The organism is Acerihabitans sp. TG2, assembly GCF_035013185.1.
In the GTDB taxonomy this organism is placed as follows: Bacteria; Pseudomonadota; Gammaproteobacteria; order Enterobacterales; family Enterobacteriaceae; genus Acerihabitans.
Genome location: NZ_JAYGJO010000001.1, coordinates 82,829 through 103,009, shown reverse-complemented (window position 1 = coordinate 103,009; position 20,181 = coordinate 82,829). Strand labels below are relative to the sequence as shown.

General features: G+C 50.1%; 18 protein-coding genes. 8 read left to right on the top strand and 10 right to left on the bottom strand.

Going from position 1 to position 20,181, the window contains the following annotated elements; translation table 11 throughout:
* Positions 1–112: 112 nt before the first annotated feature.
* The 6 genes from cysA to SJI19_RS00430 all read right to left on the bottom strand — a co-directional run bounded on the left by cysA (position 113) and on the right by SJI19_RS00430 (position 5,440).
* On the bottom strand, positions 113–1,204 hold the full coding sequence (cysA, locus tag SJI19_RS00455) for a sulfate/thiosulfate ABC transporter ATP-binding protein CysA (protein ID WP_323476293.1): 1,092 nt from the start codon (positions 1,202–1,204) through the stop codon (positions 113–115).
* Positions 1,204–2,070 carry a sulfate/thiosulfate ABC transporter permease CysW gene (gene cysW, locus SJI19_RS00450; RefSeq protein WP_323476292.1) on the bottom strand — a complete coding sequence of 289 codons (867 nt, stop codon included), beginning with the start codon at positions 2,068–2,070 and terminating at the stop codon, positions 1,204–1,206. Before cysW ends, cysA begins: the two co-directional genes overlap by 1 nt.
* Entirely contained in the window at positions 2,070–2,903 is an 834-nt protein-coding gene (gene cysT, locus SJI19_RS00445) for a sulfate/thiosulfate ABC transporter permease CysT (RefSeq protein WP_323476554.1), read from the bottom strand. The genes cysW and cysT overlap by 1 nt, the downstream gene beginning before the upstream one ends.
* The gene (locus SJI19_RS00440) at positions 2,903–3,925 is read right to left on the bottom strand and encodes a sulfate ABC transporter substrate-binding protein (protein WP_323476291.1); all 1,023 of its coding nucleotides are present in this window, start codon (positions 3,923–3,925) and stop codon (positions 2,903–2,905) included. The genes cysT and SJI19_RS00440 overlap by 1 nt, the downstream gene beginning before the upstream one ends.
* 333 nt (positions 3,926–4,258) lie before the next feature.
* Positions 4,259–4,849, bottom strand: a complete 591-nt coding sequence (locus SJI19_RS00435) for an RpoE-regulated lipoprotein (RefSeq protein ID WP_323476290.1) — start codon at positions 4,847–4,849, stop codon at positions 4,259–4,261.
* 165 nt (positions 4,850–5,014) lie between these two features.
* Positions 5,015–5,440, bottom strand: a complete 426-nt coding sequence (locus tag SJI19_RS00430) for a GNAT family acetyltransferase (RefSeq protein WP_323476289.1) — start codon at positions 5,438–5,440, stop codon at positions 5,015–5,017.
* A gap of 278 nt (positions 5,441–5,718) precedes the next feature.
* On the opposite strand from SJI19_RS00430, the gene amiA reads away from it, so the two are divergent.
* From amiA to SJI19_RS00415, 3 genes are all read left to right on the top strand, one after another.
* Complete coding sequence (amiA, locus tag SJI19_RS00425) at positions 5,719–6,600, top strand: N-acetylmuramoyl-L-alanine amidase AmiA (protein WP_323476288.1); 882 nt, start codon at positions 5,719–5,721, stop codon at positions 6,598–6,600.
* 71 nt (positions 6,601–6,671) lie between these two features.
* Positions 6,672–7,610 (top strand): oxygen-dependent coproporphyrinogen oxidase, encoded by a 939-nt coding sequence (gene hemF / locus SJI19_RS00420; protein WP_323476287.1) that lies wholly within the window; start codon positions 6,672–6,674, stop codon positions 7,608–7,610.
* The gene (locus tag SJI19_RS00415) at positions 7,594–8,052 is read left to right on the top strand and encodes a YaiI/YqxD family protein (protein ID WP_323476286.1); all 459 of its coding nucleotides are present in this window, start codon (positions 7,594–7,596) and stop codon (positions 8,050–8,052) included. The genes hemF and SJI19_RS00415 overlap by 17 nt, the downstream gene beginning before the upstream one ends.
* Positions 8,053–8,067: 15 nt before the next feature.
* On the opposite strand, the gene SJI19_RS00410 is transcribed toward SJI19_RS00415, so the two are convergent.
* A complete protein-coding gene (locus tag SJI19_RS00410) occupies positions 8,068–9,009 on the bottom strand; it encodes a hypothetical protein (protein ID WP_323476285.1) in 942 nt (313 codons plus the stop codon).
* 473 nt (positions 9,010–9,482) lie between these two features.
* Between SJI19_RS00410 and tal the strand changes: the two genes are divergently transcribed.
* Positions 9,483–10,433: a transaldolase gene (gene tal / locus SJI19_RS00405; RefSeq protein WP_323476284.1), complete on the top strand. Its 951-nt coding sequence runs from the start codon at positions 9,483–9,485 to the stop codon at positions 10,431–10,433.
* A 15-nt stretch (positions 10,434–10,448) separates the two neighbouring features.
* A complete protein-coding gene (tkt, locus tag SJI19_RS00400; protein WP_323476283.1) occupies positions 10,449–12,443 on the top strand; it encodes a transketolase in 1,995 nt (664 codons plus the stop codon).
* A gap of 89 nt (positions 12,444–12,532) precedes the next feature.
* On the opposite strand, the gene SJI19_RS00395 is transcribed toward tkt, so the two are convergent.
* Positions 12,533–13,240 carry a phage antirepressor KilAC domain-containing protein gene (locus SJI19_RS00395; protein ID WP_323476282.1) on the bottom strand — a complete coding sequence of 236 codons (708 nt, stop codon included), beginning with the start codon at positions 13,238–13,240 and terminating at the stop codon, positions 12,533–12,535.
* A 132-nt stretch (positions 13,241–13,372) separates the two neighbouring features.
* Positions 13,373–13,951, bottom strand: a complete 579-nt coding sequence (nudK, locus tag SJI19_RS00390) for a GDP-mannose pyrophosphatase NudK (RefSeq protein WP_323476281.1) — start codon at positions 13,949–13,951, stop codon at positions 13,373–13,375.
* A 305-nt stretch (positions 13,952–14,256) separates the two neighbouring features.
* Between nudK and acrD the strand changes: the two genes are divergently transcribed.
* A complete protein-coding gene (gene acrD, locus SJI19_RS00385; RefSeq protein ID WP_323476280.1) occupies positions 14,257–17,415 on the top strand; it encodes a multidrug efflux RND transporter permease AcrD in 3,159 nt (1,052 codons plus the stop codon).
* A gap of 151 nt (positions 17,416–17,566) precedes the next feature.
* Here acrD and ypfM read toward each other — a convergent pair whose 3' ends face one another.
* A complete protein-coding gene (gene ypfM, locus SJI19_RS24760) occupies positions 17,567–17,626 on the bottom strand; it encodes a protein YpfM (RefSeq protein ID WP_416347480.1) in 60 nt (19 codons plus the stop codon).
* An 828-nt stretch (positions 17,627–18,454) separates the two neighbouring features.
* Here ypfM and SJI19_RS00380 point away from each other — a divergent pair.
* The gene (locus SJI19_RS00380; RefSeq protein WP_323476279.1) at positions 18,455–19,192 is read left to right on the top strand and encodes a hypothetical protein; all 738 of its coding nucleotides are present in this window, start codon (positions 18,455–18,457) and stop codon (positions 19,190–19,192) included.
* Positions 19,193–19,266: 74 nt separating this feature from the next.
* Entirely contained in the window at positions 19,267–19,986 is a 720-nt protein-coding gene (locus SJI19_RS00375) for a helix-turn-helix domain-containing protein (protein WP_323476278.1), read from the top strand.
* Positions 19,987–20,181 lie beyond the last annotated feature (195 nt).

Genomic DNA, 20,181 nt, shown 5'->3' with positions numbered 1-20,181 from the left:
AAATTGAAGGGAATACCCTCGTTTTAACCGAATGACCTGCCGCTGCAGTGGATAATTATCGTAAAGAACATTTGTCTTCCATGACCTATCCTTTATAAGGCGATCAGCCCGATTATGCGCTTTCAGCGAAGGCAACGGGCTGCAAGGCTTTATCGCCGACATACAGTCGGGCGTTCTGGCCACCGATGTAATAACGTTCGCCACGCTGTGGAGGGTTTACCCCATCACCTGGTAACACCACGCTTAGCGGCGCCTCATGCCAGCCCACTGGCTGCACCACCAATTGCCAATAGTGACCACGCGGACTGATGTCGGTTACCTGTACCGGCAACGGGCAACGTTGACTGGCTTGGCTGCTGATTTTTATTTCCCAGGGCCGCAGAAACAGATCCACGTTACCCTGATGTAACGGAGCATAATGCAGCGGCCAATGGTAAGCACCGATATAAAGCTGCGAACCGCGGATTTCGCCATCCAACCGGTTCACTTCACCCATAAATTCCAAAACAAAGCGGCTAGCCGGCTCACGCCAGACCTCTTGGGGCGTGCCCACTTGTTCTATATTGCCTTGGCTCATCACCACCACCCGATCAGCGACTTCCATTGCCTCCTCTTGATCGTGGGTGACAAACACACTGGTAAACTTCAGTTCTTCATGCAACTGACGCAGCCAGCGGCGCAACTCTTTGCGTACCTGGGCATCCAACGCACCAAAAGGCTCGTCTAATAACAAGATTTCCGGCTCTACTGCCAAGGCCCGGGCCAACGCGACACGCTGTTTTTGTCCACCAGAAAGCTGCGAAGGATAGCGATTTGCCAGGTGGCTAAGCTGTACCATCTCCAGCAGTTGGGACACTTTTTGTTTAATCGCGCTGCTGGAGGGGCGTTCGCGCCGCGGCAGCACCGTCAGGCCAAAAGCAATATTCTCCGCCACGGTCATATGCCGGAACAGCGCGTAATGCTGAAAAACAAACCCCACATGACGATCGCGGGCGTGTCGATGACTCACATCCTGGCCGCCAAAACGCAAATGTCCGCTGTTGTGATGTTCCAGACCGGCAATGATGCGCAACAGTGTGGTTTTACCCGACCCGGACGGCCCAAGCAGAGCAACCATCTCACCGGTGGCGATATCAAGGGAGATATCATTCAACACCTTGGTGCTGTCGAAATACTTGCTGATATTGTCGATTTCGATACTCATTAAAGCGCCCCTTGTTTAAGACTGGCCTGTTGACGCGCTAAACGCCATTGCAAACCGCTCTTTAGGAATAATGTCACAATCGCCATCAGGGTCAGTAGCGCGGCAGCGGTAAAGGCGCCGACGGTATTATAATCCTGATGCAATAATTCAACTTGCAATGGCAAGGTATAGGTTTCACCACGAATCGAACCGGAGACCACGGATACCGCCCCAAACTCACCGAGGGTACGGGCATTGGTCAAAATCACACCGTATAACAACGCCCAACGTATGTTGGGCAGCGTAACCCGTCGGAACATTTGCCAGCCGGATGCACCCAGCAAAATAGCGGCCTCATCCTCCTGGCTACCCTGGCTTAGCATCACCGGTACCAATTCTCGCACCACAAACGGACAGGTCACAAATACCGAGACCAGAACCATACCCGGCCATGAAAACATCAGTTGGATATTGTGACTATCAAGCCAACCGCCAATCGGGCCATTGGTACCATAAAACAGAAGATAAAGCAGACCTGCCACCACCGGCGAGACCGCGAACGGCACATCCATCAGCGTGAGCAGCAGTTGGCGGCCACGAAATGTAAAGCGGGTCACCAGCCAAGCCATTAAAGTGCCGAACACCACGTTGACCGGTACGGCAATGAGCGCCACCATCACCGTCAGCCAAATAGCGTGCAGCATGTCGGAATCGCGCAAATTATGCCAAACCGGTACCAATCCGTCGGCCAACGCGGTGACAAAGATATAGCCTAACGGAATCACTAAAAACAACAGAGAAATCACCATGCCCGTGCCAATCAGCAGCCACTTGACCCAGTCCGTACGCTGGCGCTCGGCCCCGTTAAAAACGCAAATATCAGCCATTAGTGACCTCCCACTCGCCGGCCGTAGCGCGACTGTAAGACATTAATACCAAACAACAACAACAAGGACGCTGCCAGAATGACTGAAGCGATGGCGCTAGCAGCCGGATAATCAAATTGCTGCAACTGGATAAAAATCATTAGCGACGTGACTTCGGTTTTCCAGGCTATATTGCCAGCAATAAAAATCACCGCGCCAAATTCTCCCAGACTACGGGTAAACGACAGCGCGATACCGGCCAGCAGCGCAGGCGCCACCTCGGGCATCACCACTCGACGAAACGACTGCCAGCGGCTAGCACCAAGCGTTTGTGCCGCCTCTTCATATTCCGGACCTAATTCCTCTAATACCGGCTGCACGGTGCGCACCACAAAAGGAAGGCTGGTAAACGCCATGGCCACCGTGATACCCAGCCAGGTGTAGGAAACCTTGATACCCATGTGCGCCAGCCAGACACCGTAAAAACCGGTGGTGGAAAACAGGGTTGCTAACGTCAACCCCGCCACCGCGGTGGGCAGAGCAAAAGGAAGATCCATCAGGCCGTCGAGCAAACGCCAGCCGGGAAACGTATAACGCGTCAGGATCCAGGCCATCAGTAAACCGAACGCCCCGTTAAATAGCGCGGCGGTACCCGCCGATAGCAACGTGACTTTATACGCCGCCATGAGCTGGGGCGCGGTAATGACCTGCCAGTACTGCAGCCAGGTCATTTGCGACAATTGCATGACCAGTGCGCTTAGCGGCAGTAATAAAATAAGACAAACAAACAGCAAGCTACTGCCCAGGCTCAAGCCAAAACCAGGTAATACACGCTTGCTTTGCAACGCCATCATCATTGATGCCCTGCCGCAATCAACTGATCCAATTCACCACCATCGGCAAAATGGGTTTTCATTGCCTGCGGCCAACTGCCGAAGCGATCCTCAACCTTAAACAGCTTTACCTCGGGAAATTGAGCTTTATCGGCTGTCATGATGGCCGCGTTATTAACCCGGTAATAAAACCCGGCAATGGTTTTCTGCGCAGCCGGGCTGTAGAGATAGTGGAGATACTCTTTCGCGGCATTAAGGGTGCCGTTTTTCTCGACATTTTTATCCACCCAGGCCACCGGAAATTCTGCCAGGATATTCACTTTAGGTACAATGACGTCATACTTATCGGCACCGTATTGATTACGTATGTTATTGACTTCCGACTCAAACGAAATCAGCACATCCCCCTGCCCGCGTTCGGCAAAGGTGGTAGTCGCGCCGCGACCACCAGTATCAAACACTTCCACGTTAGCGATAAACTTGCGCATCCAGTCACGGGTGCGCTGCTGGTCGCCGCCGTCGGCCATACTGGCGGCCCCCCACGCGGCCAGATAGGTATAACGTCCATTACCGGAGGTTTTCGGATTGGGGAAGACCAGCTTGACGTCATCACGGACCAAATCATTCCAGTCGTGGATCTGCTTGGGGTTACCTTTGCGCACCAGAAAAGCCATGGTGGAATAAAACGGTGAGCTGTTGTTGGGCAACCGACTTTGCCAGTTCGCCGGGATCATGTTGCCCCGTTCGTGCAGAATTTGCACATCCGTTACCTGGTTATAGGTCACCACATCAGCCCTTAACCCTTGTAAAATTGCCAGCGCCTGCTTGGAGGATCCGGCATGGGACTGTTTTATGGTCAGCGGATCGCCGGGATGTTCCTGTTGCCACTGCGCAATAAAACCCGGGTTCAGGGCGGCAAATAGCTCTCGCGACACATCATAGGAGCTGTTCAGTAGCTCGGTCGATTGTGCCGGACCACAAGCCAGCAATACCGCGACTATGCAACCTTTGATCGCACGGTTTGTCATCAGCGTTCGAGTCATTTTATTCCTTGCCTGATCTGAATGAAGCAGGTTCTATGGTGCTACAGTTTATTTATAACTGCACCCTAACCTGTAACGATTTTATATACCCTTTTGTGCTTTGAGAGCATCAAAAGCTATAAGCCTCGAGAGGGTGCAAGGATTGCTACGAGAATATGGCGGATCGCCCCCCATCTGGCGGGCCAGTGGGAGAATTCCAGAGGTATTATGCGCGGGGCTGGGTAAGGGGTGACCAGACAGCCGGACCGAACTGGACCGGCATATTGCTGATGTTGATAAATGTCAGGAAGTGTCCGGTATTAACCCGACGCTGCCGTTTTCGCTACATCCGCGTTATCGTGTCGCCGTGGCGTGCCAGACGATCTTGCTGACCTGCCAGCTTTTCAGCACGTCGTCGGCCGGCAGCAAGTCTTCTGGCCCATGCCAAATGCCGGAAAAAACGTAGCTGACGTGCGCGCTTTGCGGCGCAGCGCAAATCACGGCGTCCCGATCGTTGCCGTGACCACGCTGACAAACGCCGAACGCTTTGCTATATAAATCGCCAAATTCCGTGCCGATTTTCACGCCCCATTGGCTAGGGATAGATTTATCGGTGACGTCAACGCGTTGCACCGTTCCCCCCGTCGGGCCGTAAAACACCATCATGACCTGCTGGTCCTTTAACGCCTGGTAAAAAGCCACCAGTCCTCCATTGTGGGTTTCCATGCCACCACGTAGGTGGTAACCGCCGCCGAGGGCGTCAGCCAACGCGTCCTGGTTAAGCGGCGTAGCAGCATTGATTTTACCTACACCCACATCGCCAACCGTGATATCACTGCCAAACCAGTTAAACGGCGACAGGCTCGACCATGAAAAATGCGACAGGGTCGAACAGCCTGCCAAGAGGATAAACAGCCCGAGAATTAACGGGCGCAACTGCTTCATGTGTGCTCCTTGATACATTAATGCCAACGTGGATGATTCCACAATGCCACAGGGAAAGGTCCCATAACACCGGGCCGGTACGCCGACAAGGTAAACGGCGAACACAAACTGGAACAATAGCCCTTTCCATTCCAGTATGCGGCACAGTGGTTCCAATGCGGCAAATCAATACTCCTGATCCTCGATGAGCCGTTTACCGAGAATCACGCTGTCGACCAGCTCATAGCCAAGCTTTTCATACATGCCGATAACCGCCTCGTTGTCTTCCCTCACCATCAAATGGGTTTTCGGGCAACCACGGGCTATCAATTTTTTTTCCAAACGACTGATGAGCGCATTAGCAATACCGCGTCCACGATATTCGGGATGCACCCCCAGATAATAGGCCGACCCTCGGTGACCATCATAGCCGCCCATAATGGAACCCACCACGGCACCAGCGACCTCTGCCACCATAAATAAATCGGCGCCACAGTTCAGCTTTCTCTCGATATCCATTTCCGGGTCGTTCCATGGGCGCAGTAAATCACAACGCTCCCAGAGCGTGATCACTTCCTCGAAATCGTCTTGACGAAATACACGGATTTCCATAATTGGCCACCGTAATCTTATGCATAAAAACTAATACATTGATTATCGCGTTATTTACCACGAAGGCAAATAACATCGGGGTTCGTACAGGATTTTTGCATCGGTATCCACTGAAATAAGCCTTGGGACGAGGCCAGCATTCGAAAGTGGCAGGTAATAGATAGTAATAGTTACGCCGTCGCCGGCCAGCGCAAACTATGTTATACCCGTCATCTTTCATATTGGGTAAATACCCTAACGTTTTCTGCCACCTGTTCAGCGATCGGTTAAATTTTGTTATGAAAGCTAAAAAATTCACCCTGGCCTCACCCCTGACCTTATTGCAGACCCGACGCCAAATGTTGCTGTCCTGTCTGGCCTTGACAGCCTTTGCCAGCCGCTCAGGTAGCGCGGGCGAGGTCACGCGACCGGTTGCGCACGAGACACGCAAACCTACTGGCGGCCCACATCGTGTCATGATTGATCCTGGACATGGCGGTATTGATCCTGGTGCTATTGGTCATCAAGGTGCCAAAGAGAAACACGTGGTACTAGCAATTGCCAATAAAGTGCGTGACAACCTTAACCAGCACGATCATATCCACACGACGCTAACACGCGAACAGGATGAATTTATTCCACTCTTTCGCCGGGTCGAGTTGGCGCAACAACATCATGCCGATTTGTTTGTGTCAATCCATGCCGATGGTTTTACCAGTCCAAGTGCGGCCGGTGCATCGGTATTTGCCCTGTCCAATCGTGGTGCCAGCAGCGCCATGGCCCGTTATTTGTCACAAAAAGAGAATGCGGCAGATGATGTGGCGGGAGGAAAATACCGTGAGCAGGATAATTATCTGCAGCAAGTGCTGTTTGACCTGGTGCAGACCGATACCATCAAGAACAGTCTCACGCTGGGCCGCCACTTACTTAACCATATCAGACCCATTCACCAACTCCATAGCCAGCATACCGAGCAGGCGGCATTTGCGGTGCTGAAATCCGCGTCTATTCCCTCAGTGTTGGTGGAAACCTCTTTTATTACTAACCATCATGAAGAGCGGCTACTGGAAACCTCGGCGTTCCAGGAACGTATCGCCTTGGCCATCAGTAACGGTATTGTGGACTTTTTTGCGTCATTCGACGCACTCCAGAGCCGGCTTGCTTTTGCCAATCATCGTTAGCCATTCCGGTTGGTCATGTCACTGAGGCGGGTTATACTGCACCGTTACATCACCTAGCATGGGCGTATGGAATGAATCATCTTGATATCGAGCAGGTCAAACTTTTCTTGCTAAACTTACAGGATATCCTGTGCGACGCCTTATCTGCTTGCGACGGCGGCGACGGATTCCAGGAAGATCGCTGGCAGCGTGGTGAAGGCGGTGGTGGACGGACCCGGGTATTAAACCACGGTAAGGTGTTTGAACAAGCCGGCGTAAACTTTTCTCATGTGTCGGGCACGCGGTTGCCGCCGTCGGCCACCGCCCTTCGTCCCGAACTCGCCGGAAGGTCATTCCAGGCCATGGGCGTTTCACTGGTGGTGCATCCGGAAAATCCCTATGTTCCCAGCAGCCATGCCAACATCCGTTTTTTTGTCGCCGAACAGCCTAATGCGGCCCCCGTATGGTGGTTCGGCGGCGGTTTTGATCTGACGCCATTTTATGGGTTTACCGAGGATGCCATGCATTGGCACCGCGTGGCCAGCGATCTGTGCGCACCCTTTGGTGCCCAGGTTTATCGCGACTATAAAAAAGCCTGTGACGATTATTTTTACCTAAAGCACCGCAACGAGGCGCGCGGCATCGGTGGGTTGTTTTTTGACGACCTGAATACGCCAGACTTTGCACAATCCTTTGCTTTTACCCGCGCAGTCGGCAATGGTTTCCTGGATGCCTATCTGCCGATTGTGCAACGACGCAAAACCCTACCCTGGGGTGAACGGGAACGCCAATTCCAACTTTATCGCCGCGGACGTTATGTGGAGTTTAATTTGGTCTGGGATCGCGGTACGCTGTTTGGATTGCAATCCGGCGGACGCACTGAATCCATACTGATGTCCATGCCGCCGCTGGTACGTTGGCAATATGATTATCAACCGGAACCGGAAAGTCCGGAAGCGGCATTGTACCGGGATTTTCTACCGGCACGTGATTGGCTATCTCAAGGAGGACCCCATGGCCATTTGGGTTGATGCAGATGCTTGTCCCAAAGTGATTAAGGACATTTTATTTCGCGCAGCACAGCGCTTGTCGGTTCAGGTCACGCTGGTGGCCAACCAGACGCTGGCGGTGCCGCCTTCGCCGTTTATCCGCACCCTGCGCGTTGCCGCCGGTTTTGACGTGGCGGACAATGAAATTGTGCGACGCGTCGGTCCCGGCGATTTGGTGATCACCGCCGATATTCCGCTGGCAGCAGAAGTATTGGAAAAGGGCGCGTTGGCACTCAATCCCCGCGGTGAGCTTTATCGCCACGAGACCATCCGCGAGCGGCTGGTGATGCGCGACTTTATGGATACCCTGCGCGCCAGCGGCGTGCAAACCGGTGGACCACCGCCACTGAGCCAACGCGAGCGGCAGGAGTTTGCCCGTGAACTGGACCGCTGGTTACAGCAGAACCATCAGGATCCTAGATAAGGCCGGATAGGCATTCTAGGATCGCGTTAACACAAAGGTCTCATAAATGGACGTATCCTTTACCAAGGCAACTTGGAAGTTCGTTCCATTTATATCTTCGCGCAATATTTCCACCGTCAAGGTGCCATTTTCATCCGTAGCGCCAGAATAGTGATAGTTATTATCTAATCCAGTGATGACCAGTGGCTCGCCTGACACCCTTTGATTATAGGCCTTGTCATATAAAGTGATGGCCACGCTGTAACCCACAACAAGTGGCATTCTGCGCTCAAAATCAAATATATTTGTCTTCTTAATGTCAAATCGGTAATTCACTAAAAAATTAATTTCCGTTTCAATTTTCGGGTGATTGGACGTATTGTCCAACGAAGCATTAATCTTTTTAATTCCCCATGACTGACTGGTTATGCCAAGCTCATACTGCCCATTAGGGTCAGTCTGATAAGGTAATGGGCTGAGATTAACCCCCGTTGTTCCCGTAATACTTATCGGTTTATCCGCATTTAACGCACTAAAATCCTCGGTAGCTCCCGTTGCCCTGGTAAGGGTGCTGACCGTATAACGTATTCGGTTTTGTCTCTCGCCATTAGCTAACGCGTTGTCTACCAAAATCTCGGCGTTAATAACCATCTTAGGCGTAGTGTGTCCGAAAATTGTGACCAGGATACTGGGAGAAAAACTGATGTTCCCGACGGCATCCTCAACACTATAGCGCAACGTAAAAGTGCCATTGGCCAACAAATTCGCGGGAATAAAATAAGACAGGGGAAATTGCGGCTGGTTGGGAACATTGATGTAACCGATAAATCCACTTCCCCAGTAAAAGCGTATGACATCACCCTCGGCGACAAAGTTGTAATAGCGCACATTGATTTGCACGGCGTTAGTCTGGCTAATCAACGTCCCTGTGATAATATTATTTTCTGCTTGTGGTAAATAAGGTTGTTCAAGAGCCATAACTCCTCCATTATTTATCATAGAGTTACTGGAAAAAATGGTTATGGGAAATAACATTTAAGAAATAATTTATTCAAATCTAATACAATATCCACCTATAGCAATCATCTAATTTGGCATTCACATAGCTAAAAAAGGCAAGTTAGCGCTTACCCGCACCGGTGCTTTTGCAAAATAGCTGCGCACGGGTCCAACTGACCAGAGCAAGGCATCGCAATAACCGGGGTTATCCTGAGTTATTTACACTGGCGTCCGGTTAAAAGCACCCATACGACCACATCGCACGCAGTCTTTTCGCACGACAGTATGCTCATTTTTCAGGCACAACCGCACTACCCATTGTTTTTTCCCATAGCAATAATCAGAAAAAGCGCATTTCATTCCGCATCCTTTTGAGGCAGTGTTATCCTTAAGTTAATTTTTTCTTATAATACCTTATACTTGTCGTACTATTTCCTTCATGGAGTTGAGAGATGAATCAGTTAGAAGCCTTAAAAGAGTATACGACCGTCGTGGCCGATAGCGGCGACATAGAATCGATCCGTCATTACACACCTCAGGACGCCACCACCAACCCGTCGTTGATCCTTAAGGCCGCCAGCCTGACCGCCTACCAACCGTTGTTTGAAGACGCACTGGCCTATGCTCGCCAACAAGGCGGTAACCGTGAGACCCAAATCATCAATGCCAGCGACAAGCTGGCGGTCAATATTGGGGTGGAAATCCTCAAAAGCGTACCGGGCCGAGTTTCCACCGAAGTGGATGCCCGTTTGTCTTTCGATCGCGGTATGTGCGTGGCCAAAGCCCGCAAGCTGGTAGGACTTTATCAGGAGCAGGGCATCGATAAATCACGCATCCTGATTAAACTGGCGTCAACCTGGGCAGGGATCAAGGCAGCCGAAGAGCTGGAGCGCGAAGGCATTAATTGTAACCTGACACTCCTATTCTCCTTCGCCCAGGCACGCGCCTGCGCTGAGGCAGGTGTTTATTTGATTTCACCGTTCGTGGGTCGCATCTATGATTGGTATAACCAGCGTGAGCCAATGAACCCTTACGATGTGGAGCAGGATCCGGGTGTGAAATCCGTGCGCGACATCTACGAATACTATAAACAACACCGTTACCAGACGGTGATTATGGGTGCCAGCTTCCGTAAAACCGAGCAAATCCTGGCCCTGGCTGGCTGCGATCGCCTGACCATATCACCCAGTCTGCTGGAACAACTGCATCAGAGTGAAGAGCCTGTTGAGCGTAAACTCTCCCCCTCCACTGAAGGATTTCACCAGCCCGCGCCATACTCGGAACCCGAATTCCGCTGGGCACATAATCAGGATCCGATGGCCGTGGATAAATTGGCCGAAGGCATCCGTCAGTTCGCGGTGGACCAGCAGAGCCTTGAAGATCTTCTTTCGGCAAAACTGTAATCTTTGGAGCCCCCAATGACCTCTCGTAAAGTGCTTGCTAATGCTATCCGTGCGTTGAGCATGGATGCTGTTCAAAAAGCGAACTCCGGCCACCCCGGCGCGCCGATGGGCATGGCGGATATCGCCGAGGTACTCTGGCGCGACTACCTTGTGCACAATCCCGCCAACCCTAAGTGGATGGATCGCGACCGTTTTATCTTGTCTAACGGTCATGGTTCAATGCTGCTGTATAGCCTGTTGCATCTTACCGGCTATGATTTACCCATGTCCGAATTGAAAAATTTCCGCCAACTGCATTCCAAAACCCCGGGACATCCTGAGTACGGATTTACCGATGGTGTAGAAACCACCACCGGTCCGTTGGGCCAAGGCATTGCCAACGCGGTGGGTATGGCGATCGCCGAACGTACCCTGGCGGCGCAATTCAACCGCCCGGGGCATGATATCGTTGACCATCACACCTACGTGTTCCTGGGTGACGGTTGCATGATGGAAGGAATTTCCCACGAAGTTTGCTCCCTGGCCGGCACCATGAAGCTAGGCAAACTAGTGGCATTTTACGACGACAATGGCATTTCCATTGATGGTCATGTGGAAGGATGGTTTAGCGATGACACCGCCAAACGCTTCGAGGCCTATGGTTGGCACGTGGTGCGTGGCGTGGATGGTCATGATAGCGAGGCCATCAAAGCGGCGATAGAAACAGCGCGTTCAGTCACCGATCGCCCTTCACTGCTGTTGTGCAAAACGGTTATTGCTTTTGGCTCGCCCAATAAAGCCGGTACCCACGGTGCGCACGGTGCGCCTCTGGGCAACGACGAAATAACCGCTACCCGCAAAGCGCTGGGCTGGACCGCACCGCCCTTTGAGATCCCAGAAGAAATCTACGCTGACTGGGACGCCAAACAGGACGGCGCGGCTCGTGAGGCTGTCTGGAATAAGAAATTTGCTGCCTACGAAACTGCTTTCCCTGAGCTGGCGCAAGAATTTGCTCGCCGTGCGGTGGGAAAACTACCAGATCATTGGCAAGAGCAAAGCCAACAATATATTGCAAAACTCCAGGCCAACCCGGCAAACATCGCCAGTCGTAAAGCATCGCAAAATGCCCTTGAAGCTTATGGTCCGTCGTTGCCGGAACTGCTGGGCGGTTCAGCCGATCTGGCACCCAGTAATCTGACCATTTGGTCGAAGTCGGTATCCATTGCCGATGAAGCGTCAGGCAATTATATTCATTACGGCGTGCGGGAATTCGGCATGACCGCGATTGCCAACGGCATCGCCCACCACGGTGGTTTTGTTCCTTATACCGCCACCTTCCTGATGTTTGTGGAATATGCCCGCAACGCGGTACGCATGGCGGCATTAATGAAGGCCCGACAGATCATGGTATATACCCATGATTCCATCGGTCTTGGTGAAGATGGCCCGACTCACCAGCCGGTGGAACAACTGGCCAGCCTGCGGCTGACGCCCAATATGAGCACCTGGCGTCCATGCGACCAAGTGGAAACTGCCGTTGCCTGGCAGCAGGCCATAGAGCGTCATGACGGCCCCACCGCGTTGATTCTTTCCCGGCAAAACCTGGCACAACAGGATCGTACATCCCGGCAATTGGCGGATATCGCTCGCGGCGGCTACATTCTCAAAGACACCAATGGCGTGCCTGAGCTGATCATTATCGCCACCGGCTCGGAAGTGGCGCTGGCGGTGGCAGCCTGGGAAACCTTGGCCACTGAGGGACGTATGGTTAGGGTGGTTTCGCTGCCGTCTACCAATGTATTTGACCAACAGGATCAGGCATACCGCGATGCAGTGCTCCCCCCGGCGGTTTCGGCGCGCCTGGCTATCGAAGCCGGCATTGCTGATTACTGGTATAAATACGTTGGGCTAAACGGCGCCATTGTTGGGATGACCACCTTCGGTGAATCGGCACCAGCCGAGGAGTTATTTAAGGTGTTCGGTTTTACCAACGAAAACGTGTTGGAAAAAGCACGCAGGTTGCTGAAATAATCCCCCCAGTAGCCCGAATAACGCCGTCGGCGAAAAAGCGTACTACGAGGCAGTTAATCACGGTCGGTTATATCCGGCCGTGGTTTTATTCAGGCCGCCGCCCCTCTCGGCTCACGAATCATCTGCGCCGCCCATAGTTCAGCCACCCAAGTGACCCCTTTTGTGGTAAATCTGGCTTGGGAAAAGTTATAGCGGTTTGCTCCGGTGCCCTTATGCAGTTCAAAACGCCCCGCTTCGATGTGCTGCCGATGGGGCATTAACACCCCCGCCAGGCGGTACATGATCTGGCGTTCCAGTAAAAACTGTCGAAACTCTCCTTCTTTGACTTTAAGTAATTTACACATCTGGCGAAATCCCATCGTCTCATTCACCAACACATAATGGTCGAAAAACTCGGCTTTGGGCGCTAACCGCTCGACGCGCCGCTCCAACACTTGGCGGCGTTCGTATTCCAACGCCCAGGCGCGCGCGGCAGTGGCCGGGTTGGTAAAATCCGGTAAGTCGAGCTGCAACTCGCGTTCATGCCAACGATCAAGCAGCACCGACGTGAACGCCGGAGAGATGCGGGCAATCACCAGCAGAGAATCACGCTTGTTGAGTTGATATTCCTGATAGGTCTCCCCCTGATGCTGGTAGTCCACCGTACGCAGGGTCTGGGTTAAACCTTGAGCCGTTTCCTGGCTCTTGATTAAACGTTTGACCTCCCCATGGGAGGTCCCGATCAGTTCCGCCAATTCTCGGCTACTCATTGAGGCCATTTGGTCAACGGTTTCAAATCCCACTGCAGATATCATCATAGCTTTCACCATTCTAATGTCAGGACACACCGGCTGCGTAGAGCAGTATGATAAACATACAATGGTACTGTTTATTTATCCAGTCATTTTATTAAAAAAAACCGTAACGGCTTAACGATGAAATACCTACCCTTACGCCTTCAGCCATCCTCTTAGCTGTGCATGCTGCAATAACATTATCGTTTTTCCGTCCATGATACGACCGTCCGCCACCATGGCCAGCGCCTCGTCAAAGGGGATTTCCAACACTTCAATATCTTCATCATCCACACCGCCACCAGCATTACGGCGCAACGACTCACTGTATTCGGCAGCAAAAAAATGAACAATTTCGGTCACTCCGCCGGGTGACATATAGGCGGCAAATAATTTTTCTACCTGACCCAATGCATATCCGGTCTCCTCAATCGCTTCGCGTTTGATGCACTCTTCCGGCGAGTTGTCGTCCAATAGGCCAGCGCAGGTTTCTAGCAACATACCGGTAGGGTTACCATTGATGTAGGTCGGCATGCGGAATTGTCTTATTAGCAACACACTGTTTTTTTGCCGGTTATACAACAAAATTGTCGCGCCGTTACCCCGGTCATAGACTTCTCGCATCTGTTGTACCGTGCCACCGCCGTTTTTTTTAAGTTCAAAAACAAATTTCCGTAAAACGAACCAATGATCGGATAACAACTTATTTTCGATAATTTTGATGTTTAGCGGCATAAAATCCTCGGTAAACCTACGGGAAAAAAACGTGTGATCGAGATCATATCGCAAACCAAAGGGGTAAAGGAGTCATTTGCAGCAAATACCTGCAATCCCATGATGTCGAGGTATTTCCCAACGTTACGGCGGTGTTTTCAACGTGCGGGCGACATAGTGAATACTCGCCTAACTTATTTACATGATCTCCTTTATTTCTCCACGCTTTCTCACGTTCTTCCGGGTAGAGTGCTATGCGAAAAGGCCCGTCAGATTTTTAGACCATGACCTAACTTTAGAGCACCATTGCCCCGGGGTTTTTTTGAATGGCTAATTTTTTCATCGATCGCCCGATTTTCGCTTGGGTGCTGGCGATTATCATTGCACTGACCGGCACTATGGCCGTATTTACACTGCCTATTGCGCAATATCCCCACTTAACGCCGCCAACAATACGTATCACCTCAAAATATCCCGGCGCCTCGGCAAAGACGTTGGAGAATTCCGTTACGCAGATTATCGAACAAAATATGACTGGGTTAGATAATCTGCTTTATATGGCGTCACAAAGCAGTAATACCGGTCAGGCAACCACCACGTTAACCTTCAAGGCCGGCACCAATCCTAATGAAGCCATGCAGGAAGTACAAAACCAATTACAGGTAGCCCAACGCCGATTACCCCAGGCGGTCCAGAGCCAAGGAGTCACCGTATCTAAAACCGGTGACAGTACGCTTATGATGATCGCCTTTGTGTCAACCGATGGTTCCATGGACCGATCGGATATTGCCGACTACATGGTAAGTCATTTGCAGGAGCCACTTAGCCGGGTCGATGGTGTGGGTTCCATCGACGCCTACGGTGCGCAATACTCTATGCGGATCTGGCTTAATCCCGATAAGCTAGACAACTTCAAGCTTACCGCCAGCGACGTGGTAACAGCCATCAGCGCACAAAATACCCAAGTGGCTGTAGGCCAGATTGGCGGTACCCCAGCAGTGCCCGGGCAGGCGTTGAATGCCACAATTAATGCTCAAGCCCAATTGCAAACACCTGATCAATTCCGCGCGATTGTGCTACGTGAAAACACCGACGGTTCCACGGTCACCCTCGGTGACGTAGCCAACGTTGAATTAGGCTCGGAAAACTATGATTACCTGACGCGTTACAACGGTCTTCCTGCTGCGGGTATCGGCATCCAACTGGCATCGGGTGCCAATGAACTTGACACCGACCGGCTGGTTAAAAAGAAACTTGCGGAACTGACTCCCTTTTTCCCCCATGGACTAAAAGCAGAGATTGCCTATGAAACCGCCCCTTTTGTCATCGCCTCAATTGGGGATGTAGTGAAAACACTCTTGGAAGCCATTGTATTGGTATTCCTGGTTATGTACCTGTTTTTGCAAAACTTCCGCGCAACGTTAATTCCGACCATTGCCGTACCGGTCGTGCTGCTCGGCACCTTCGCCGTCCTTTCCGCCAGCGGTTTTAGTATTAATACCTTGACCATGTTCGCTATGGTTTTGGCGATCGGCTTATTGGTAGATGATGCCATTGTCGTGGTGGAGAACGTCGAACGGGTGATGAGTACGGAAGGACTATCACCGCGAGATGCGACTCGCAAATCCATGAGCCAGATCCAGGGGGCATTGGTCGGCATTGCGTTGGTGCTGTCAGCCGTATTTGTGCCAATGGCTTTTTTTGGTGGGACTACCGGTGCTATTTACCGGCAATTCTCAGTGACCATTGTGGCGGCAATGGTGCTTTCGGTACTCGTTGCATTAATATTAACCCCGGCGCTGTGCGCCACATTACTTAAACCCCTGCCGGCAAATCATCAGCAGGTACGCAGAAAGTTTTTTAGCTGGTTCAACCGGCGTTTTGACCAAGGTGCCGAACGCTACCAGCGGGGTGTCATACGTATCCTTGAGCGCAGCGCCCGCTGGCTGGTGCTTTATGGCCTATTGCTGGCCGGTATGGCATTTTTATTCCTGCGCTTGTCCACGTCCTTTTTACCCAAAGAAGATCTCGGCGTGTTTATGGGGCAGGTTCAATTGCCCACGGGTTCGACCCAACAACAAACTCTGCAGGTCACCAGCCGGGTGGAAAAGTATTTCCTGACCAAAGAAAAAGATAACGTTCTATCGGTATATTCTACGATCGGCGCCGGCCCCGGCGGTAATGGGCAAAATGTGGCGCGCTTATTTATCCGACTCAAAAATTGGGATGAACGCGCCACAGCAGATCGTTCGGCTGGGGCGATTATCGAGCGGGCCACCAAGGCATTTAAAAAAATACCCGATGCGCTGGTACTGGCCAATAATCCGCCGGCCATCTCCGGCCTGGGAAACGCCGCCGGTTTCGATATGATGCTTGAAGACCAGGCCGGTCTGGGTCACGAAAAATTGATGCAGGCCAGGGACACGTTGCTGGCTGCGGCGACCAGCATGCCTGAATTATCCCGTGTGCGGCACAACGGCCTCGACGATAGCCCGCAGCTTCAGGTTGATATCGATCAACGCAAGGCCCAGGCGTTGGGGCTTTCCATCGCCGACATCAACAATACCCTGCAAACCGCTTGGGGCTCCGACTATGTCAATGACTTTATCGATCGTGGCCGGGTAAAACGGGTTTATGTCCAGGCCGGGGCAAAATACCGTATGCTGCCAGGGGATATTAATCGTTGGTATGTGCGCAACAGCAGCGGCTCTATGGTGCCCTTTTCCACCTTTACCACCTCGCGTTGGGTGTATGGTTCCCCAAGGCTGGAGCGGTATAACGGTGTGCCCTCACTTGAAATCGTCGGCGAAGCCAGCGCCGGTATCAGCAACGGTACGGCGATGGATTTGATGGAAAAACTGGTAGCAAAATTGCCCAGTGGCATCGGGCTGGAATGGACCGCGATGTCTTACCAGGAACGTCTATCCGGCGCTCAGGCCCCGGCGCTATACGCCATTTCATTGTTGGTGGTTTTTCTCAGTCTGGCGGCATTATACGAGAGCTGGTCGATACCGTTTTCCGTGATGCTAGTGGTACCGCTGGGGGTGATAGGCGCCCTACTGGCCACCTGGGCGCGCGGGTTGGAGAACGATGTATATTTTCAGGTTGGCCTACTGACTATCATCGGTCTATCGGCGAAAAACGCTATCCTGATCGTTGAATTTGCCAATGAATTAAATCAACGGGGACAGGGGCTGGTTGACGCTACAGTGCACGCCTGCCGCCTGCGTTTAAGGCCAATTTTGATGACATCACTGGCATTTGTCTTCGGCGTGCTGCCCATGGCCATCAGTAGCGGAGCAGGCTCTGCCAGTCAGCACGCCGTAGGTACCGGTGTGATTGGCGGTATGATCTCGGCCACGCTATTGGCGATCTTTTTCATCCCACTGTTCTTTGTGCTGATTCGGCGCCGCTTCCCGGCTAAAAGTCATCCCAATACGGGTATCGCCCTTCTCCCGGACAGTATTGATAAAAACGGGCTGTAGGCATAAACCTAGAGAAGCTGGTGTATGGTAAAAAAGCAAAGGCCGCTATTCATCGTAACATAGCGGCCTTTGTTCAATTAATGAGGAAATTCATCGTGCGAGACGCCGAAACATAAAAAATATAAAAATCTATTGCTATGTAATCTATCAGTTATTTTCTTAACATCGCTTCAATGAAAGCTTTCCAATTGACTAACTCTGCATCTATCATGCACTGCCTCTCTTTTTTTAGAGCGCATAACATACAATAATTTCGTAGATATTAATAGTTAGTAAAATGTAAATTTTTATCTTATTTCATTTTAAATTATTATCAGGTAAATTCGTAATGTGATAAATCTAGCAATCATTATTCATTATTAATCAAGTTGTTATCCCCCATCCTTCACGCAACAGGGGCATGGGTTACGCGCGTGTACCGGGTAAACCATCGCGAGGTGAGCTTTCAAAAGTACATCAATGCCAGTGAAGAGGTTAAATAGCTTTTATCGGACTATTCCCTTATGACCATTGGGTATCGCGGGCATATACGCCGATAGTGGATGCCATCTCACTGAAAAACAGCTATCATTCTACTAGAAAGACTATCGAGTCATAGCCCAACCGTTTGTTCATCAATGAGTCAAATTTTCGCTCACTGCAATAATGCTAAATATATATTTTATCCATGACAAAAGAGATAAAATTACTCTTTCCAAGTTCCGTGAAAATAATCTAAATTAACTCCGTCCACAATGTGTATTCTTTACGTTTTTCTTTGCTACATGGAGTGTAGTGGTTTTAGCCATAGACTTCATTTACAACATTTTGTCAGTTTATCATTATCACATTAAAAATTAAATTATTGTTTTATAAGAATTGTTAAAAAATTATGGATTTTATTCAGGGAATCATTACCACTGCGTGTATGACTTAAGGAGGATCGTTTAATGACCTGTTCAGACATTATCTTTTTTTATTAAATTGAAATATTTTTTTAACTTTAAATATGTAGATCCAGATTACAAAAGTGTCTGCATATTATTGATGAGGTGTCATAATGTGTAAACCAACCCCTTGTTTTTACGGAATTCTTGAAGATAAAAATATCCTTTTTTCAACCTCGCCTGGTGGGCACATTGTCATTCATGGTGGCTTAGATATGCGCAATACCGGTATAAATCGATTACCCCATAACCTGGTAGTCACCGGCGCGCTTATATTGAGTGGATGTCCGATCACAGAATTACCTAATGGTTTACATGTGCATGAATACCTTGATTTGAAAGATACCCCTATACGCACCTTGCCAGACGATATGATCGTGGGTAATGGTGTTTTTCTTGAAAACTCTAGTCTAATAGAATTAACGGATGGGCTATCGTTCAACGACTCACTGGACCTCGAAAACAGCCGAATTAAGTCACTACCAAACGATCTCAACATTGGTGGTTATTTGAATATTAAAGGCACCGACATTACCACGATTCCTGATTCGTTGCGGGTTGGTAGTCATCTGTTACTCGACATCGACAAAATCACCAACAATATCGCTAGCTTAACCGTGGACAGGGATGATATATTTATTGGGAATGAGGTAAAGCACAATCGGCAGAGAACGGGCATTGACTTTCTTGATGCCAAAATTACCATGTTCGCAGTATTATTATCAGGCGAAATAAAAATATCCTTAGATGGTTTTTTCGGCACCGAAAAAGAGTTCAAACAGCTCAATATACCAACCAAATTAAATCATATGGTTCGTGAATGCATTAATAAACTGACTATCTATAGTTAATGTCAATTGACATATCCACCCTACTATAAAATACAAAGTATCATCAATATCAAATTATTTAAAAGGAGTTTATTATGACAAAATCCACCGGGGAAAAATTAGCCTCATGTGTGATCACTCCATCCATCGAGTCATTTGACTCTCTGATACAGTTCATGGAGAAAAGCGACCAGTTCTGGGTCATTAAGGATACTGAATCCCGTTTTGTTTATATGACCGATATCGCCCGGCATTATTGTGATTTGCCGAAGGATTTCAAGGTCGAGGGGATGCTGGATTCTGAATGTCCGGCATCCTGGTCGGAGCATGCCCCCGCCATACAAAATAATGACAATGTGGTGAGAACCACTGGAAAAACCAAAAATATATTAAATACATTCACCTACGGTGGTAGGGAAAAACGGATACAACCGTTTCTCGGCGATGTGTTCCCCATTTATAAAGATAAAAAATGCATCGGCACCGTAGCTTATCTCAAAAAACTTGAATTTTACTCCATGCATCATTTCATCCGTGGTGAATATCCTTCAGAACTTGTACTCAGCAAGCCTGATGATTTTTTCACCGATCGCGAATTTGATGTATTATTCTTTATATTGCAATCATTGAAACCAAAAGAAATAGCCATCCAACTAAACATATCTCATCGGACAGTGTCCAATAAAGTTCACTCGATGTATCAAAAAGCAGGGGTAAATAATTTATCGGAATTTAAGCAATTCTGCATCAGTAAAGGTTATGACCGATACGCCCCTACTAAATTTATCAACCCCAACCCCTTTATCGTTTTATAATCCGCAGGCAGGATCATCCCTGCCGAATCGATAACTCAATGACAGGCTGAGACGCAAACCTACTGATGTCGCTTATCGTTTCAGTGAATGATCAGCACTAACAAACTAAGCCCGAGTCCTACAAAATAAAAGACGATCGGCTAGTCCTGCATCATAATGTTTACCATACTGCTGGTTCAGACTACCTTATATGAC

Bases quoted from the DNA above. Each gene is read 5' to 3' on its own strand.
- tkt (WP_323476283.1), top strand. From the start codon at position 10,449: ATGACCTCTCGTAAAGTGCTTGCTAATGCTATCCGTGCGTTGAGCATG.
- SJI19_RS00410 (WP_323476285.1), bottom strand. From the start codon at position 9,009: ATGGCTCTTGAACAACCTTATTTACCACAAGCAGAAAATAATATTATC.
- nudK (WP_323476281.1), bottom strand. From the start codon at position 13,951: ATGCCGCTAAACATCAAAATTATCGAAAATAAGTTGTTATCCGATCAT.
- cysT (WP_323476554.1), bottom strand. From the start codon at position 2,903: ATGATGGCGTTGCAAAGCAAGCGTGTATTACCTGGTTTTGGCTTGAGC.
- SJI19_RS00380 (WP_323476279.1), top strand. From the start codon at position 18,455: ATGTGTAAACCAACCCCTTGTTTTTACGGAATTCTTGAAGATAAAAAT.
- acrD (WP_323476280.1), top strand. From the start codon at position 14,257: ATGGCTAATTTTTTCATCGATCGCCCGATTTTCGCTTGGGTGCTGGCG.
- SJI19_RS00435 (WP_323476290.1), bottom strand. From the start codon at position 4,849: ATGAAGCAGTTGCGCCCGTTAATTCTCGGGCTGTTTATCCTCTTGGCA.
- SJI19_RS00440 (WP_323476291.1), bottom strand. From the start codon at position 3,925: ATGACTCGAACGCTGATGACAAACCGTGCGATCAAAGGTTGCATAGTC.
- SJI19_RS00395 (WP_323476282.1), bottom strand. From the start codon at position 13,240: ATGATGATATCTGCAGTGGGATTTGAAACCGTTGACCAAATGGCCTCA.
- amiA (WP_323476288.1), top strand. From the start codon at position 5,719: ATGAAAGCTAAAAAATTCACCCTGGCCTCACCCCTGACCTTATTGCAG.
- hemF (WP_323476287.1), top strand. From the start codon at position 6,672: ATGAATCATCTTGATATCGAGCAGGTCAAACTTTTCTTGCTAAACTTA.
- SJI19_RS00375 (WP_323476278.1), top strand. From the start codon at position 19,267: ATGACAAAATCCACCGGGGAAAAATTAGCCTCATGTGTGATCACTCCA.
- cysW (WP_323476292.1), bottom strand. From the start codon at position 2,070: ATGGCTGATATTTGCGTTTTTAACGGGGCCGAGCGCCAGCGTACGGAC.
- cysA (WP_323476293.1), bottom strand. From the start codon at position 1,204: ATGAGTATCGAAATCGACAATATCAGCAAGTATTTCGACAGCACCAAG.
- tal (WP_323476284.1), top strand. From the start codon at position 9,483: ATGAATCAGTTAGAAGCCTTAAAAGAGTATACGACCGTCGTGGCCGAT.
- SJI19_RS00430 (WP_323476289.1), bottom strand. From the start codon at position 5,440: ATGGAAATCCGTGTATTTCGTCAAGACGATTTCGAGGAAGTGATCACG.
- SJI19_RS00415 (WP_323476286.1), top strand. From the start codon at position 7,594: ATGGCCATTTGGGTTGATGCAGATGCTTGTCCCAAAGTGATTAAGGAC.